Origin of the sequence: Citricoccus muralis (genome assembly GCF_029637705.1) — a bacterium.
Lineage (GTDB): Bacteria > Actinomycetota > Actinomycetes > Actinomycetales > Micrococcaceae > CmP2.
Genome location: NZ_CP121252.1, coordinates 931,561 through 948,280 on the forward strand (window position 1 = coordinate 931,561; position 16,720 = coordinate 948,280).

General features: G+C 63.1%; 16 protein-coding genes and 1 riboswitch. Of the genes, 13 read left to right on the plus strand and 3 right to left on the minus strand.

Annotated features, from left to right (window positions below):
- Window positions 1-88 precede the first annotated feature (88 nt).
- On the plus strand, window positions 89-421 hold the full coding sequence (locus tag P8192_RS04255; RefSeq protein WP_278158742.1) for a hypothetical protein: 333 nt from the start codon (window positions 89-91) through the stop codon (window positions 419-421).
- A 100-nt stretch (window positions 422-521) separates the two neighbouring features.
- On the opposite strand, the gene P8192_RS04260 is transcribed toward P8192_RS04255, so the two are convergent.
- Both P8192_RS04260 and P8192_RS04265 read right to left on the minus strand, forming a co-directional pair.
- On the minus strand, window positions 522-2,006 hold the full coding sequence (locus P8192_RS04260; protein WP_270105977.1) for a catalase: 1,485 nt from the start codon (window positions 2,004-2,006) through the stop codon (window positions 522-524).
- A gap of 86 nt (window positions 2,007-2,092) precedes the next feature.
- The gene (locus tag P8192_RS04265) at window positions 2,093-2,578 is read right to left on the minus strand and encodes a Fur family transcriptional regulator (RefSeq protein WP_270105976.1); all 486 of its coding nucleotides are present in this window, start codon (window positions 2,576-2,578) and stop codon (window positions 2,093-2,095) included.
- Window positions 2,579-2,707: 129 nt separating this feature from the next.
- Window positions 2,708-2,827, plus strand: a riboswitch (ZMP/ZTP riboswitch).
- A gap of 38 nt (window positions 2,828-2,865) precedes the next feature.
- On the opposite strand from P8192_RS04265, the gene glyA reads away from it, so the two are divergent.
- From glyA to P8192_RS04285, 4 genes are all read left to right on the plus strand, one after another.
- On the plus strand, window positions 2,866-4,161 hold the full coding sequence (glyA, locus tag P8192_RS04270) for a serine hydroxymethyltransferase (RefSeq protein WP_278158743.1): 1,296 nt from the start codon (window positions 2,866-2,868) through the stop codon (window positions 4,159-4,161).
- Between the two features lie 75 nt (window positions 4,162-4,236).
- Window positions 4,237-5,127 (plus strand): bifunctional methylenetetrahydrofolate dehydrogenase/methenyltetrahydrofolate cyclohydrolase, encoded by an 891-nt coding sequence (locus P8192_RS04275; RefSeq protein ID WP_278158744.1) that lies wholly within the window; start codon window positions 4,237-4,239, stop codon window positions 5,125-5,127.
- Window positions 5,128-5,236: 109 nt separating this feature from the next.
- Window positions 5,237-6,190 carry an ABC transporter ATP-binding protein gene (locus P8192_RS04280; protein WP_431521139.1) on the plus strand — a complete coding sequence of 318 codons (954 nt, stop codon included), beginning with the start codon at window positions 5,237-5,239 and terminating at the stop codon, window positions 6,188-6,190.
- Complete coding sequence (locus tag P8192_RS04285) at window positions 6,183-7,943, plus strand: ABC transporter permease (RefSeq protein ID WP_278158746.1); 1,761 nt, start codon at window positions 6,183-6,185, stop codon at window positions 7,941-7,943. Before P8192_RS04280 ends, P8192_RS04285 begins: the two co-directional genes overlap by 8 nt.
- Window positions 7,944-8,013: 70 nt before the next feature.
- Here the strand turns inward: P8192_RS04285 and P8192_RS04290 are convergent, their stop codons facing one another.
- Entirely contained in the window at window positions 8,014-9,438 is a 1,425-nt protein-coding gene (locus tag P8192_RS04290; protein ID WP_278158747.1) for an MFS transporter, read from the minus strand.
- A 153-nt stretch (window positions 9,439-9,591) separates the two neighbouring features.
- On the opposite strand from P8192_RS04290, the gene P8192_RS04295 reads away from it, so the two are divergent.
- The 8 genes from P8192_RS04295 to P8192_RS04330 all read left to right on the plus strand — a co-directional run bounded on the left by P8192_RS04295 (window position 9,592) and on the right by P8192_RS04330 (window position 16,598).
- A complete protein-coding gene (locus tag P8192_RS04295; protein ID WP_278158748.1) occupies window positions 9,592-10,512 on the plus strand; it encodes a LysR family transcriptional regulator in 921 nt (306 codons plus the stop codon).
- Window positions 10,513-10,579: 67 nt separating this feature from the next.
- Window positions 10,580-11,128 (plus strand): hypothetical protein, encoded by a 549-nt coding sequence (locus tag P8192_RS04300; protein ID WP_278158749.1) that lies wholly within the window; start codon window positions 10,580-10,582, stop codon window positions 11,126-11,128.
- Window positions 11,129-11,229: 101 nt separating this feature from the next.
- Window positions 11,230-12,093 (plus strand): exodeoxyribonuclease III, encoded by an 864-nt coding sequence (locus tag P8192_RS04305; protein ID WP_278159728.1) that lies wholly within the window; start codon window positions 11,230-11,232, stop codon window positions 12,091-12,093.
- A 32-nt stretch (window positions 12,094-12,125) separates the two neighbouring features.
- A complete protein-coding gene (gene trpS, locus P8192_RS04310; protein ID WP_278158750.1) occupies window positions 12,126-13,244 on the plus strand; it encodes a tryptophan--tRNA ligase in 1,119 nt (372 codons plus the stop codon).
- A 140-nt stretch (window positions 13,245-13,384) separates the two neighbouring features.
- A complete protein-coding gene (locus P8192_RS04315) occupies window positions 13,385-14,173 on the plus strand; it encodes an ABC transporter ATP-binding protein (protein ID WP_278158752.1) in 789 nt (262 codons plus the stop codon).
- Complete coding sequence (locus P8192_RS04320; RefSeq protein WP_278158754.1) at window positions 14,170-15,462, plus strand: ABC transporter permease; 1,293 nt, start codon at window positions 14,170-14,172, stop codon at window positions 15,460-15,462. The genes P8192_RS04315 and P8192_RS04320 overlap by 4 nt, the downstream gene beginning before the upstream one ends.
- Window positions 15,463-15,512: 50 nt before the next feature.
- Complete coding sequence (locus P8192_RS04325) at window positions 15,513-16,127, plus strand: hypothetical protein (RefSeq protein WP_278158756.1); 615 nt, start codon at window positions 15,513-15,515, stop codon at window positions 16,125-16,127.
- A 156-nt stretch (window positions 16,128-16,283) separates the two neighbouring features.
- Complete coding sequence (locus P8192_RS04330; RefSeq protein WP_278158758.1) at window positions 16,284-16,598, plus strand: hypothetical protein; 315 nt, start codon at window positions 16,284-16,286, stop codon at window positions 16,596-16,598.
- Window positions 16,599-16,720 lie beyond the last annotated feature (122 nt).

The window sequence follows — 16,720 nt, forward strand, 5'->3', positions numbered from 1 at the left end:
ATCCGGTTCTGACGAACTTGGACGACTCGCCACGATGCGGAGACACCGCATCTTTTGACGAATCCCAACGACAACGGAGGTGGAAGTCATGGCGACGACCGATCCGAAGAAACTTCGTAAGCTTGCTGCCGCACTGGGTGTGGGTTCCCTGCTCGTGATGGGAACGGCTGCATGCGACAACACCGAAGACACCGCGCCTGCCGAAGATGGCGTTGAGGCCCCCGCTGAGGAGGGCGGCATGGACGAGGGCACCCTCGAGGACGGCGCTGAAGAGTCCGGCACCAGCGACGAGCTCGGCGGCACGGAAGACGGTGGCGTCGAATCCGATACCGGTGCTGAGACCGGCGACGACGCCGGCGGCTTGGAGGACACCGGCGATGATACCGGTGGACTGGAAGGCGATACCGAAGAAGACCAGTAAGGTCCGGTGAGCACACCTGCTCCAGCCGACGACGAAGCCCCCACGAAAATTTTCCGTGGGGGCTTCGTGCTGCTCAGATCAACTCCGAGTGATGGTGCTATCAGACACCCGGGGTGTCATCGCCGAGGTTGGCCTTGACGGCATCCTCGATGCGCTGACCGATGGTGGCGTCAACGTTCTTCCAGTACTGGAAGGCGTTGGAGAGCACGGGCTCCTGCACGCCGTCGAGAGCGCCGGAGACGGTCTCCACGAACTGATCGCGCTGAGCGTCGGTGAACACTTCGCGGATCAGGATGCCTGGCTGCACGAAATCTCCGTCTTCTTCGCGCAGCGTGTATGCCTCGCGGACCATCTCGCCGTCGGATTCCCAGGAGACGTCCACTGCGCCGGTCTCGTCCGACCAGGAATCGCCGAAGGAGTTCGGTGCGTAGACGCTACGGGCGCCGCTGTGGTCGTACCACATGTTGCCCTCGAAGCTGTAGGTGTGCACCTCGTTCTTCGGGCGGTTGACGGGCAGCTGCTGGAAGTTGGTGCCGATGCGGTAGCGCTGAGCGTCCGCGTATGCGAAGTTGCGGCCGAGCAGCATCTTGTCGGGGGACATGCCGATGCCGGGAACCATGTTGCCGGGGGAGAAGGCAGCCTGCTCGATCTGAGCGAAGTGGTTCTCCGGGTTACGGTTCAGCTCCATGGTGCCGACCTTGATGCGCGGGTAGTCCTTCTTCGACCAGGTCTTGGTGAGGTCGAAGGGGTTGTAGCGGTAGGTCTTGGCTTCCTCGTACGGCATGACCTGAACGTAGAGGTCCCACTTCGGGAAGTCTCCGGCGTTGATGGTGTCGAACAGGTCGCGGCGGTGGTACTCGGCGTCTGCACCGGCCAGGCGCTCGGCCTCTTCGTTGGAAAGCACCTCCACACCCTGCTGGGAGAGGAAGTGCCACTTGACCCAGAACTTCTCGCCGGACTCGTTGACCCACATGTAGGTGTGGGAGCCGTAGCCGTTCATCTCGCGCCAGGTCTTGGGCAGGCCGCGCTCGCCCATCAGGTAGGTCACCTGGTGTGCGGACTCGGGGTTCTGCGTCCAGAAGTCCCACTGCATGGTGCCGTCGCGCAGGCCGGAATCGGGCAGGCGCTTCTGTGAGCGGATGAAGTGCGGGAACTTCATGGGGTCGCGCAGGAAGAAGATGGGGGTGTTGTTGCCGACGAGGTCGAAGTTGCCCTCTTCGGTGTAGAACTTCAGGGCGAAGCCGCGCACGTCACGCCAGGTGTCGGGAGAGCCCAGCTCGCCGGCGACGGTGGAGAAGCGCAGCAGCAGGTCGGTCTCCTTGCCGGGCTGCAGGAAGTCAGCCTTGGTGTATTGGGAGACGTCCTCAGTGACCTTCAGGGTGCCGAAGGCGCCGGAACCCTTGGCGTGCGGACGGCGCTCAGGAACGTTCATTCGGTTGAAGTGAGCCAGGGTCTCGACCAAGTGGTGATCGTGCAGCACGATCGGGCCGTTAGGTCCCACGGTCAGCGAGTTGCGGTCGCTGACGGCGGGGATACCGGCCTGGGTGGTCGAACCCGTGGCGTGACGAGTGGTGTTCTCGGTCATCTCATTCTCCTTGGTTGTACGAGTGGACGGGTGGGACAGATGGAAATTGTGGGACTGCCGGCTAGTGGAGCAGTCTGTGGTCGGATCTACGGTGCGGTGGTTTCCTTGACCGCGGTGGCGTCTCGGCAATTGCTACAGACGCCGTGGTAGACCACATCGGCAATCTGGATGCTCATGCCGTGGTCGTGCGACGGCGTAAGACAGGGGGCATGGCCGACGGCGCAGGCCACATCTTCGATGCGACCGCAGTGCACGCAGACGGCGTGGTGGTGGTTGTCATCAACGCGGGTTTCATAGCGGGCGGCCGAATCCGGAAGGTCCAGCTTGCGGGCCAGTCCCACATCAACCAAGGAGTGCAACACGATGTAGATCGACTGCACCGTCATATCGGGCAGGGTGGCGCGCACAGACTGGAGAATGTCGTCCGCGGTGGAATGCGGCAGGGTCTCGAGCGCGTTCAGCACAGCCAGGCGCTGTTTGGTGACGCGCAGACCCGTCTGGCGCAGTCGCGCGGCCCAGGTCAGGGAGGGGGCCTGGGATCCCTCGGTCGTGTGGCTGGCGTCGTGGCGCATGACACTAGTCTCCCAATTTTGAATCACTCAAAAAAGCAAGGTTAGGCTAGCCTGAGCTTGTGGCGCACGGCATGTTTTGGGCGGGGCCGTAAGGGTAGTGCAAGGCGCCGGTGGTGCGGCTAAGATGAGCGAGGAAGCCGCGACTGGCGCAGGTGGGCTACCACCGGGAAGCGGCTTCTCGTGTCGCACTGACGATTTTCAGGTGTGGCGCGCATGCTGGTGTACGAGCCGTCCGCCTGGGTTCGTATGCGTCGCCCTTCGATCAATACCGCCAGCAGGAGACTCTCATGACGGACCAGACCGCCACCATCCAGACATCCATCAACACTGCCCCCTTGTCCGAGGTTGATCCCGAGATCGCCCAGGCGATCGCCGACGAGGTGGGCCGCCAGCGCGGCACCTTGGAAATGATCGCCTCCGAGAACTTCGTGCCTCGCGCCATCCTGGAAACCCAGGGCTCGGTGCTCACCAACAAGTACGCTGAGGGTTACCCCGGTCGCCGCTACTATGGCGGCTGCGAATTCGTTGACGTCGCCGAAAATCTGGCGATCCAGCGCGCCAAGGATCTCTTCGGCGCCGAACACGCCAATGTTCAGCCCCATGCGGGAGCCCAGGCCAACGTGGCCGTGATGCAGGCGCTCATGGAGCACGGCGATACCCTGATGGGGCTGTCCCTGGCCCATGGTGGCCACCTGACCCACGGCATGAAGCTGAACTACTCGGGCAAGAATTTCCGCATCGCTGCCTATGAAGTGGACTCGGAGTCGTACCGCATTGACATGGACAAGGTGCGCGAGCAGGCCGTCGCCGAGCGCCCCGACGTCATCGTGGCCGGCTGGTCTGCCTACCCGCGTCAGCTCGATTTCGAGGCGTTCCGCTCTATTGCTGACGAAGTGGGCGCGAAGCTCTGGGTCGATATGGCGCACTTCGCCGGATTGGTAGCCGCAGGGCTGCATCCGAATCCGGTGCCGTACGCCGACGTCGTCTCCTCGACGGTGCACAAGACGCTGGCCGGGCCGCGTTCCGGTTTCATTCTGACCACCGAGAATCTGAAGAAGAAGATCGACTCGGCGGTGTTCCCGGGCCAGCAGGGCGGACCGCTGATGCAGGCTATTGCTGGTAAGGCGGTCGCATTCAAGATCGCCGGCAGCGAGGAATTCGCGCAGCGCCAGCGCAACACCTTGGCTGGTGCGCAGATTCTTGCTGAGCGCCTGACGGGTGCCGATGTGGCAGAGCATGGCGTCTCCGTGCTGACCGGTGGCACCGACGTGCACCTGGTGCTCGTGGACTTGCGCCATTCCGAGCTGGATGGGCGTCAGGCTGAAGACCTGCTGCACCAGGTGGGCATCACCGTGAACCGCAATGCTGTGCCGTGGGACCCGCGTCCGCCGATGACCACCTCTGGTCTGCGTATCGGCACTCCGGCGCTGGCCACCCGTGGCTTCGGCGATGCTGAGTTCACCGAAGTGGCCGACATCATTGCCACCGCGCTCAAGCCGTCCCCTGATGTGGAGGTACTGAGCGCACGTGTGGCCAAGCTGGCTGACGATTTCCCGTTGTACGAAGGCCTCGAAACCTGGTGACAGATGTGATCATCGTCAATAGAGTGGTTCAATACTGACCTGATATATCAGAGCGCAAAGGACATGGCGAACGAGATGACGGCACAAAAACTAGACGGGCGCGCAACTGCGGCCGCCATCAAGGAGGACCTTGCGACTCGCGTCGCCGCACTGCGTGAGCAGGGGGTGACTCCTGGTTTGGGCACGGTACTCGTCGGCGAGGACCCCGGTTCGCAGTCGTACGTGGCCGGTAAGCACCGGGACTGCGCTGAAGTGGGTATCGAGTCCATTCAGCGCGAGCTGCCCGAGTCCACCACGCAGGAGGAGCTGCTGGCGGTGCTCGACGAGCTCAACCAGGACCCGGCCTGCACCGGATACATTGTGCAGCTGCCGCTGCCGAAGCACATCGACACCGATGTCATTCTGGAAGCCATTGACCCGGACAAGGACGCCGACGGGCTACACCCCATGAATCTGGGTCGCTTGGTCGCTTCGACCTCCGGTGACCTGGATTCGCCGCTGCCCTGCACTCCTAAGGGCTGTGTGGAGCTGCTGCGCCACTACGGCATCGAGCTGGCCGGTAAGAACGTGCTGGTGATTGGCCGCGGTGTGACCATCGGCCGCCCGGCCGGACTGGTACTGACCCGCAAGGACGTCAATGCCACGGTCACTCTGGCACATACTGGCACCGTGGACGTGCAGGAGCACATTGGTCGTGCCGACGTCATCATTGCCGCCGCCGGGGTGGCTCACATGGTGAAGGCCGAGGACGTCAAGGACGGTGTAATCATCCTGGACGTGGGCGTCTCTCGTCGCGAAGACCCGGAAACAGGCAAGGCCAAGATCGTCGGCGATGTCGACCCAGCCGTTGCAGACAAGGCTTCGTGGATGGCGCCGAACCCCGGCGGCGTGGGCCCAATGACCCGCGTAATGCTGGTGGCCAACGTGGTGGAAGCCGCGGAGCGCCAGGCGGCATCTGCCCGCTGACCTGCGAAGCTGTTCTGACATGCCCCGGATCCTCTCGCTGAGGGTTCGGGGCATCGTCGTCGGTGCTGTTCAATTGTTGATGTGAAGTCCGTCTCGCTACGATGAGTTGGTGCGCCCCCTCACCAACGCGGTCATCTCCGCCCGACAACTCACCAAATGCTACGGCGACTTCGCCGCCGTCGACGGTATCGACTTCCATGTGGAACCCGGTGAAGCCTTCGGATTGTTGGGCCCCAACGGCGCCGGTAAATCCACCACCATGCGGATGATCGGTGGCGTCTCCCAGCGCACCTCCGGCAGCCTAGAGATTCTGGGGCTGGACCCGGAACAGCACGGCCCGAAGGTGCGCGCGCAACTTGGCGTTGTTCCCCAGGAAGATAACCTCGACCTCGAACTCACGGTGCGCGACAACCTCATCGTCTACGGCCGGTATTTCGGGTTGCCGTTCTCCTACCTGCGCCCAAAATCGCAGGAACTGCTGGATTTCGCCCAGCTCACCGAGAAGGCCAACGCCCGCGTCGAAGACCTATCCGGCGGGATGAAGCGCCGACTCGTGATCGCGCGCGGGCTGATCAACCAGCCACAGATTTTCATGCTCGACGAGCCCACCACCGGGCTCGACCCACAGGCCCGGCATGTGCTGTGGGACCGGCTGTTCCGACTCAAGGAAGCTGGCACCACCCTGGTGCTCACCACGCACTACATGGACGAGGCGGAACAGCTCTGCGACCGGCTCATCGTGGTCGATCAGGGGAAGATCATGGCAGAGGGCTCGCCCGCGCAGCTGATTCGAGAGCATTCCACCCGCGAAGTGCTGGAGCTGCGCTACGGCTCGGACCGCAATGTGGCGGTGGCTGATGAGCTGGCGGGTAACGCCGACGTGATGGCGGTGGCCGAACGGGTCGAGGTACTCCCGGATCGGCTCCTGCTCTACACCGACGACGGCGAGCACGCCTTAGGCGCGGTGGCTGGCGCGGGCTGGACGCCGCGGTCGTCGCTCGTGCGGCGTTCCTCGCTGGAGGACGTGTTCCTGCATCTGACGGGACGGTCGCTCGTTGACTGACCAGGGTTCCGTGCGCGTCCCAGAGACGATGGCGCCATCCACCTTGGCCCCGGCCCAGGAGCACCAGGTGCCCTCGGCTTGGAAGTCCGTGTGGTCGTATGCCGAGCATTTTCTGAGGAATCTGCGTCGTTACGGCACCGTCGTGCTGGTGGAGGCTGTGGGCGAGCCGTTGATCTATCTGATGGCCATGGGCTTAGGCCTCGGATCGCTGATCGGCGGTGGCGAAGCCAGCATCGGGGGAGTGGACTACGTCGCGTTTCTTGCTCCGGCGCTACTGGCCGCAAGCATCCTGACCTCGGGAAGCCCGGAATTCACCTACCCGATCATGGGTGGGTTCTCCTGGAACAAAACCTTTTACGCCGCCCAAGCAACGGTGCTGCGACCCTGGCATATCGCCGCCGGGCACGTGGTGGGTGTGACCATCCGCTTCCTGATCCAGGCCACCCTGTTCCTGCTGATGATGTTGCCTTTCGGTGTCGTCAGCTCACCCTGGGCATGGGTGCAAATTTTCACCGCAACGGCCGGCGGGTTGGCGATCGGGCTGCCACTGATGGCCTACGCGGCCAGTCTGCGCCGCGACACCGGGCAATTCGCCATGGTCCAGCGGTTCATCATCATGCCGATGTTCTTGTTTTCGGGGACGTTCTATGCGCTGAACACGCTTCCGCTGGCGCTGCAGTGGATCGGGTGGATTTCACCGCAGTGGCACGCCGCGCAATTGGGGCGCATCCTCACCTACGGGATGGACAACCCGGGCTGGCTCACCGCCGTGCACGTGGGGTATCTGCTCGTGTTGTGCGCGCTGGGCTGGATGGCTGTGGCGCGCGTCTTCGAGAGCCGGCTCGGAGGCAGTGACCGATTCTCCATTTCGTCGCGTGAGTTGACGAAGCGCTCCGCGAAAGCTGCCCGTGCCGCCCAAGATGCCTACATCGGCACGGTCCCTGACATGCCCGCCATTGAAGTACGTCAGGGCGCCTTTTCTGCGATGTATGCCGGCAACATCCGGGCCGTGATGGAACGTGGATTCCGGGCGCTGAAGACGAGTAATTGGGGCATTTTTATCTCCGGGTTCTTTGAGCCGGTGCTCTATCTGCTCTCCCTGGGGCTGGGCCTCGGGGCACTCGTTGGTGTGGTGCAAGGACCCGCTGGACCGATGGAATACGGTGCGTTTATCGCACCGGCACTGTTGGCGGTCTCGGCAATGAACGGTGCCATTTACGATTCGACCTGGAACGTGTTCTTCAAGCTGCGTCACGCCAAGCTCTACCGTACGATGCTGACAACTTCGGTGGGCCCGCTCGACGTGGCGATGGGGGAGATCGGTATGGCGCTGCTGCGCGGAGGGATCTATTCCACGGCCTTCATGATGGTGATGGCCGTATTGGGCTACCTCACGAGCTGGTGGTCGTTGTTGCTCGTGCCAGCCGCACTGTTGGTGGCCTTCGCGTTCGCCTCGCTGGGTATGGCCATCACCAGTTATATGCGTACCTTCCAACAGATGGACTGGATCTGGATCGTCATGATGCCGATGTTCCTGTTCTCGGCCACGTTTTTTCCACTGAGCGTCTATCCGGCCGTGATTCAGGGCTTTATTCAGGCACTGCCACTCTGGCACGCCGTCGAGCTGATGCGTCAGCTCTCCGTCGGTGCCTTCAGCGGTGTGACGTTCATCCACCTGGGCTATTTCGCGGTGATGATCACCGTGGGCATCTGGTTCACCACGCACCGATTGCGTGCGCTGTTCCTGCGCTGACGACCAGGGCGCCCTCACCGTAGCGGTGAGGGCGCCCTGGTACAGGTATAGGGGATCAGGGAGGCGGAGGTCAGGCCCCGATGTGCTGTCGTGACGAGTCCGTCGCGGCGGAGCCATGCTGGGCCGGGACCGTGAAGGTCTGCGCTGGCTCGAACACCGTCATCCCGGTGGATTGCTCCTGCTCATTGTTGATCGACAGGTCAATACCCTTGCGATCGCGGACCAGGGTGACAGCCACCAAACCGAGCACCACCATCACGCACAGGTAGATCGAGATCGCCATGGAAGTGCCGGTGGCGTCCAGCAGCGCCTGGGCGATGGTCGGTGCGAAGGCACCGCCGATGACCGCGCCGAGGGCGTAGGAGATGGACACTCCGGAGAACCGCACCGAGGCCGGGAACAGTTCCGAATACAAAGCCGCCTGCGGCCCGTAGGTCAGGCCCGTACCGATGCAGACCAGCAGCATCGCCAGGTACACCATGGCCAGGGACCCGGTGTTGATCAGGATGAAGAGCAGGAACACCGAGGGGATCAGCCAGATGTAACCGATGATGTAGGTGCGACGTCGACCGATCTTGTCCGACAGTGGACCCGACGCTAGGGTGGAGAGGAACCACACCGCCGAAGCGAAGCTCATGGCCACCAGGATCTCGGTGCGATCGAAGCCGATGGTGTCGGTGGTGGCGTAGGCCGGCAGGAATCCGCCGGTGGACATGTAGCCCACGGCATTGTTGCCCGAGAAGATGAGTGCGGCAATGATGACGAGGTACCAGTAGCGTCGGAACAGCTCCACGATCGGGACCTTCGCCTGCTCCTTCTTTTCCGCCATCTCCTGGAACACGGGGGACTCATCGACGGCAATACGCACCACATAACCCACCACGATCAGCACGATCGACAGCAGGAACGGAACGCGCCAGCCCCACTCCAGGAACGCATCACCGGGAGCGATGACGCCGGTCATCAGGGCAGTGATGCCGGTGGCCATCAGCATGCCCAGCGGCACGCCGAGCTGCGGCACGCAGCCGGCCAAGCCACGGCGCTTGGCCGGTGCGTGCTCGACTGCCATCAGGACCGCTCCGCCCCATTCGCCGCCGGCGGAGATGCCCTGCACGATGCGCAACACCAGTAGCAGGATCGGCGCGACGATGCCCAGCGTCTCGTAGGTGGGAAGCAGGCCGATGAGCGTGGTGGCCACACCCATGCCGATCAGGGTAACCATCAGAATGAAGCGGCGTCCCAGTTTGTCGCCGTAGTGGCCTGCGAGGAAAGCGCCGAGTGGGCGGAACAAGAAGGAGATACCCACGGAGGCAAAGGAGATGAGTAGGCCGATCGACGGTCCGGCCGGTTCGAAGAACAGCTGCGCAAAGACCAGACCGGCCATCGTTGCGTAAATGAAGAAGTCGTACCACTCGATGGTGGTGCCGATCAGCGTGGCGGCAGCGACTCTTTTTTGATTGGAGGAGCGGCTGTATTGCGGAGTCTCGACAGACATACAGATTCCTTGGGGGTGACGCGCTCTTGTCGGCGCTGTGGTCAGGACTGTCTTCCATTGTGTTCCGACTCACACCGCACGTAAACTGGTATTTAGATAACACCAACCACGGTTTTCCTGAGGTGTTCGCCGTGTGAGCAGAGGAAGGTGCGCATGCCACGATTCACGCTGCGGCAGATGGAGGCGCTGCTCTCGGTGGCGGAAACCGGGTCCATTGCACAGGCTGCCCGTCAGCTGGGGCTCTCGGCGTCGGCGGTGACCGGCGCCTTGAATGAGCTGGAGCGGGCGCTGGATTCCACGCTCACGATTCGGCGCAAAGCGCATGGGGTGACCCTGACGCCGACCGGAGTGCATGTGGCCGAGGAAGCGCGCACGCTGATGTCACTGTCGGAGGAGATCGAGCAGTCCACGCGCGGTTCCCAGGGGGATGTTCACGGGCGACTGTCCATCGGATCTTATGTTTCGCTCGGCCCCACGGTGCTGACGCCCCTGCTGGCCGAAGTAGCTGGGAAGCATCCCGGCGTTGAAGTCGAATTTTCCACGGGATCCCAAGAGCAGATGTGCCAGCGGGTGCTTTCCGGGGATCTGGACCTGGCGGTGGCGTACGATTTGAACCTTCCGGCGGGGCTTCGGACGGTGCCGCTAGGAAGATTCACTCCGCACGCGGTGCTACCGCAGAATCACCCGTTGACCGAGCAAGCGACCGTATCCCTGCGCCAGTTGGCCTCTGAGCCCATGATCATGCTGGATATTTCGCCGAGCCGGGAGAATACCTTCTTGTTGTTCACCGCTGAAGGCATCACCCCCACCATCGCCTACCGCACCACCGACTTCGAAGTGAGCCGGTCCATGGTGGGGGCGGGGCTGGGATACGCCATTCTGACTCAGCGTCCGGCGGGGGACCGCACCTATACCGGGCAACCGCTGGAAGTGCGCCGGCTACACCCGCGGGTGCGCAGTCTGGATGTGGTGATGGTCTGCAATGCCCGCGCCCGGCTGTCTCGCCCGGCCGCGGTGATGATGGAGATCGCCCAGGCGCTACCCGCCCACGTGCTGCATCCCTCCGATCCTTGATCAGCCCTGGGCGGAGCGGAGGCTCAGAATTCGTTCCCGACCCCGCTGATGGGCGATACTGGACACCATGCAGTCCGTGGAATCCGCTTCGTCCTCCTCGCCCGCTTCCCGCGCCGCCGCCGGCCTGGGCTCGAAAATCACCTTCGCCGTGATGATCACAGTGCTGTTGGTGGCGATCGTTTTTGCCGCCAATCAGAACCACATCATCGGCTGGCTGGTCGTCGCCATCTCCGCCGGCTGGTTGATCCTCGCCACCGCCGTCGTGCTCTTCGTGCGCCGCGGTGCCCGCGCGGTGAACAATCAGGTCAAGAACGCCCAAGCCACCTTCGCAGCCCAACAGAACGCCCAGCGCGCCGACACCGCCTCAGCACAGCCCGCAGGTGATCCGATGCGCGACTCCAAGCTGGACCACTCCTTCAAGATCGTCGAGGTACAGACCCGCGTCGTCAATGAGGAACTCCGCAAGGGTGCCGAGGCCGACCAACAGATGATCGAACGCGCCCTGGAAACCATCGCCATGACCTCCTCCAATGCGCGCGACATGATCAACCCCGATCGTGCGCAGCAACGGAACAACGACAGCGAACCGCCGATCTCCGGCGACGTCATCAACTAAGGCACCTCGGGTGTGGCGGACACACCACGGAGCGGGGATGGCAGACCACGTATGCTGTCAGGGTGAGTGAATCGACGCAGACTGAAACCCCCGCAGAACCCGTGATCCACGCGAACGCCCACGATCCCAAAGCCGATGGTGCGCTGCGTATCGCCACGATCAACGTCAACGGCATCCGTGCCTCACACCGCAAAGGCATGACCGACTGGTTTGCCGGCCGTGGCGTGGATCTGATGACCCTGCAGGAAGTCCGCGCACCCGCCGACATTACCCGCACTCTCATCGACGAGATCACCGCAAAAGAGTGGGACGAAGCGCACGTGCACGACGCCGTTGCTGCGGCCAAGGGCCGCGCCGGAGTGGCTATCGCCTCCCGTTTCCCCTTGATCGATACCCGGGCCCACCTGAATGATGCTGACTCTTACTTCAGCGAGGCCGGCCGCTGGGTCGAAGCCGATGTGAACGCTCCCGACGGCAAGGTGCTGACGGTCGTCTCCGCCTACGTGCACTCCGGTGAGGCCGACACCCCGAAACAGATCGACAAGTACCGGTTCCTGGACGAAATGATCCGGCGCCTGGGTGAACTGCGCGCGACGGGAAACCACGTACTGGTCACCGGCGACCTGAACGTTGGGCACACCCAGAACGACATCAAGAACTGGAAGGGCAACGTCAAGAAGTCGGGATTTCTGCCCGAGGAGCGCGCCTACTTTGACCTGTTCTTCGGCGAGGAATTGGGCTACGTCGATGTCGCGCGCTCGCTGGCCGGAGACGTGCCCGGGCCCTATACCTGGTGGTCCATGCGTGGTCAGGCTTTCGATAACGACACCGGATGGCGCATCGACTACCAGATGGCCACCCCAGAGCTGGCCGCGCTGGCCACCAAATCCGTGGTCGACCGTGCGCCCAGCTGGGGCACCCGGTTCTCCGATCACGCCCCGCTCGTCGTCGACTTCCAATTCTGACCCGCCTCCGCTCATCCTTCGCGAAAGACATCATGACCGATACTTCCTCGTCCCTGCAGCGCCTCAGCCCCGCCGATGTGCTGGCCACGGATCTCTCCGCCACCGCCCACCTGACGGGTGTCTCCGACCGGCACCGGGTGCTCTCCGGCATGCAGCCCTCCGCCGACTCGCTGCACCTGGGAAACTACCTGGGCGCGCTAGTGAACTGGACGAAGGTGCAGGACGACTTCGACGCGTTCTACTTCATCCCGGACCTGCACGCGATCACCACCCCCCAGGATCCCGCCTCGGTCGCGCAGCGCACACGGGTGGCCGCGGCACAGTTCATCGCCGGGGGGATTGACGCCGAGCGCTCCGTGCTGTTCGTACAGTCCCATGTTCCCGAACACGCCCAGTTGGCCTGGGTGCTGACCTGCATGACTGGCATGGGCGAGGCCATGCGGATGACCCAGTTCAAGGACAAATCCGCCAAGCAGGGAGCCGACGCCGCCGGTGTGGGGTTGCTGGCCTACCCGATGCTGATGGCCGCCGATATTCTGCTGTACCAGCCGCAGGGCGTTCCGGTGGGTGATGACCAGCGTCAGCACGTGGAGCTCACCCGCAACCTCGCCCAGCGGTTCAACTCCCGTTATGGCGAGACCTTCGTGGTCCCCACCGGGTTCTACCCCGAGACCGGTGCGCGCATCTACGACCTGCAGAACCCGACGTCGAAAATGTCCAAATCAGCCGAGTCGCCCAACGGGCTGATCAACATCTTGGACGAGCCGAAGGTCATTGCCAAACGCATCAAGTCCGCGGTCACCGATACCGGCACCGAGATTGTCTTCGACAAGGAGAACAAACCGGGAGTCTCCAACCTGCTGACCATTTTCTCCGCTCTGACCGGCACCTCGATTGAGCAGCTGGAACAGGACTACCAAGGCAAGATGTATGGCCATCTCAAGGTGGACCTAGCCGAGGCTGCCACGGCCGCGCTGGAGCCAGTGCGCACTCGCGCCCTGGAGCTGCTGGACGACCCGGCCGAGCTGGACCGTCTGCTCGCCCGCGGCGCCGCCAAGGCCCGCTCGGTGGCGGCTCCGGTGCTGGCGGATGTCTTCGCCAAGGTTGGTTTCCTGCCGCCGGCTCCCGCGGCCTCAATCCAAGCCATGTGACAAGGTGTCATGGGCGGGCGTGCACATCGTCATTGTTCGCTCATGACATGATCTCCGCCTGTGGGTGGATGTGCCTCCGCCGCTGGAATGGCATGCTGAAGAAGTAGTTTTTTCACACTTTCCAGGAGAGAGCAACCAACATGTCTCATGTGGCGCCCACTCCGGTTGATGGCCCCGCGCCGTCGACCGAACCCTTGGTGGAGACCGAGAATCTCATCAAGATCTACGGAACCGGCCAGTCGCGTTTCGACGCGCTCAAAGGCCTGACCTTCCAGATCCAGCGCGGCGAATCCGTGGCGATCGTCGGTAAATCCGGCTCCGGTAAATCCACGCTGATGCACTTGTTGGCGCTGCTGGACCGGCCCACCGACGGCGTGGTGGCCATGAACGGCCGCCCCGTATCGAACCTGAAGCCCAAAGAGGTCTCCCAGGTCCGCAACGCCGACTTCGGATTCGTCTTCCAGCAGTTCTTCCTCAACTCCAACCAGACGGTGCTGGAGAACGTGATCCTGCCGCTGAAGATCGCCGGGGTGTCCTCCGCCGAGCGCAAGCGCCGTGGCATGGAAGTGCTCGAGAAGCTGGACATGGCCGACAAGGCCAAGAACAAAGCCACGGACCTTTCCGGTGGCCAAAAGCAGCGCGTGTGCATTGCACGAGCCCTGGTCAACAACCCCTCCGTACTGTTCGCCGACGAGCCCACTGGCAACCTCGACTCCGCCACCTCGGAGATCGTGGAAAACATTCTTTTCGGCCTGCACCGCGACCAGGGCATCACCCTCGTGGTGGTGACCCACGACGACGACCTCGCCGCTAAATGCCAGCGCCAGCTGATCATGCAGGACGGCGAAATCGTCGAAGAGCGTGTCACCCCAGTCTCCACCGGACCCGCCACCGGCCGCCACGCGATCATCGAGGAGGGGCAACAGTGAAAACCACCGACGTCATCACCTCCGCACTGGGGAACACGATGCGCTCGAAGCTGCGCACCTTCCTCACGGTCGTCGCCATCGTGGTAGGCGCTTTCACCCTCACCCTGACCTCGGGGCTCGGCGCTGGCATCAACAAATATGTCGACCAGATCGTCGAAGGCGTGGGTGACACCAACCAGATTTACGTGATGTCCGGCCAGCAGCAATCCAATCCGATGGCCGGATCTGGAGAGCCCGTGGAATACGAGGAGTCTGCAGCGTCCTCCGGGGATCAATGGGGGATGACGTCGTTGAATGATGACGACATCGAGGCGATCTCCGAAATCGACAATATCGTCGAGGTCAACCCGCTGGTCTTCGTCTCCGCGGACTTCATCGAGGTCCCGGATGGCACCAAGTACGCTCTGGACCAGCTGGGCTACCCCTCGGACACTAACGGCATGGAGCTGCTCGCCGGCTCCGCCCCAGACTCCGATGAGCTGCAGATCATCGTGCCCGACACCTGGCTCTCCGCCCTCGGCGTGGACGATGAGGCCAACGCCGAGGACGTGATCGGAGAGACCGTGCAGATCGGGCTGACCGACATGGCCCAGCAGCCGCAGACGGTGGAAGCTGAGATTTCCGGGGTCTCCGAGCAAATGCTCTCCGGTGTCGGTGCGAACCCCACGCCGTCTCAGGCACTCAACGATGAGCTGTACGAGGTGCAGAACTCCGGGCTCGACGTCGACGTCCCCGAGAGCTACATCCAAGCGATCGCCGTCGTCGATGACATCGAAACCAACGAAGACCAGGTCAAAGCCGATCTGCTCGAAGCTGAGTACATCGGCATGACGGTGGAGGACCAGCTGGGCATGATCCAGGGCATCATCAACACGGTGACCTGGGTGCTCAACGGTTTCGCGCTCATCGCGCTGGTGGCAGCGTCGTTTGGCATCGTCAACACCCTGCTGATGTCGGTGCAGGAACGTACCCGCGAAATCGGCCTGATGAAGGCGCTGGGCATGTCCAACGGGAAGGTCTTCGGACTGTTCTCGATGGAAGCCGTGCTGATTGGTGTGATGGGGTCGCTGATCGGTGTCGGGTTCGGCGTGCTGATCGGGGTGGTCGGCAATGCCGTCCTGGTCAACGGGCCGCTATCCGGGGTCGCTGGGTTGACGCTCTTCGCCATCGAACCCGTGCAGCTGCTGCTCATCGTGGCGCTGATTATCGCCATCGCGTTCCTCGCCGGGACCCTGCCGGCGCGACGGGCCTCGAAGAAAGACCCCATCGAAGCCTTGCGCTACGAATAAGGCACCGGAAGACACTCACCACCGTCCGATAAAACAGAGGAGACACTCAGATGTCGAATGAATTCCCCCAGCCCCCGCAGCAGGACCCGCAGAGCCAGTATGGTGGCCAGCAGCCGGGTAACAAGTACAACACCGCCGCGTATCAGCCCGCGGGTCAGTACGGTGCGCCCCTGCAACGGCCGAAGGCGTTGGCGACGCTCCGCAATCTGACCATCATCTCCGCCGTGCTCTATGTCATCTCGTCGATCATCGGCGTCATCGCCGGGATGGACGAGGAGCTCATCGCCCAGCAGCTGCGCGACGCCGGTGGGCTGACGGAGGCCCAGATCGAGGAGTTCCTGGACGCTTCGATGATGATCGGCGTGATCACGGTGATCGGGATCAGCGTCGTCGGGCTGATCATGTACACCGTGGTCATCATCGGAGTCAGCCTGGCCAAGAACTGGGGGCGGATTCTCGGTATCGTCTTCGCAATCATCGGTCTGCTCTACACCGTCTTCGGGGTGATTAGCGGCGGGCTCGACTACGCCGTCTCGTCGCCGCTGATGATCGCCTCCACCGTAGTGTCGGTGATCTGGATGCTCGTGAGCATCCTCTGGCTGGTGAAGGCCTTCAGCGCACCGGTACGCGAGTACTTCGCCACCCCACCACAGGCACGCGCCTGATCGCGTGCCCCCGGTCAGTCCCGCGCTGACCACGTGAACTGCGAGCCCCGCCCGGCTCTGACGACTGCCCGGGCGGGGCTCGTTGCTATCGTGGTGAGAACATCAGCAAAGACGCGACCGGGGACTCCGGCGCGCACAAACTAAGGGAGCACCGCGTTGAGCGAGACCACCACCAAAACCACCTGGATGCGCCGTTACACTACGGATCCCGGCCTGATCGACCAGTTCATCGAGTTCCTCACTCGTCAGGTCATCCCGGCCCGTGAGGCTCGCGGCTTCATCGTCGAACAGGGCTGGGTCAACCCAGAGGGCACCCAGCTGACCTGGTTCGTCAGCTACGCGGGCACCCCGGAAGAGTTCGCGGCCGCCGAGAAGGCCTGGGAGGAGTCTGAGGACCGTGCCCAGGTGTTCGCCGGCGCCCCCGCTTACGTGTCCGCTAAGGACCTGCAGCAGGCACGCCGGGTCTTCTAGGCGGTCGTCGACGAGATATCGGGCTCTTCGCATTTGAGGGGGTAGATCAGCGTTGAGCTCGAGGTTGGGCGTGGCGGTCCGTGGATAAAGGTCGAGGCCTTCCGATGATGGAAGTTCCTACA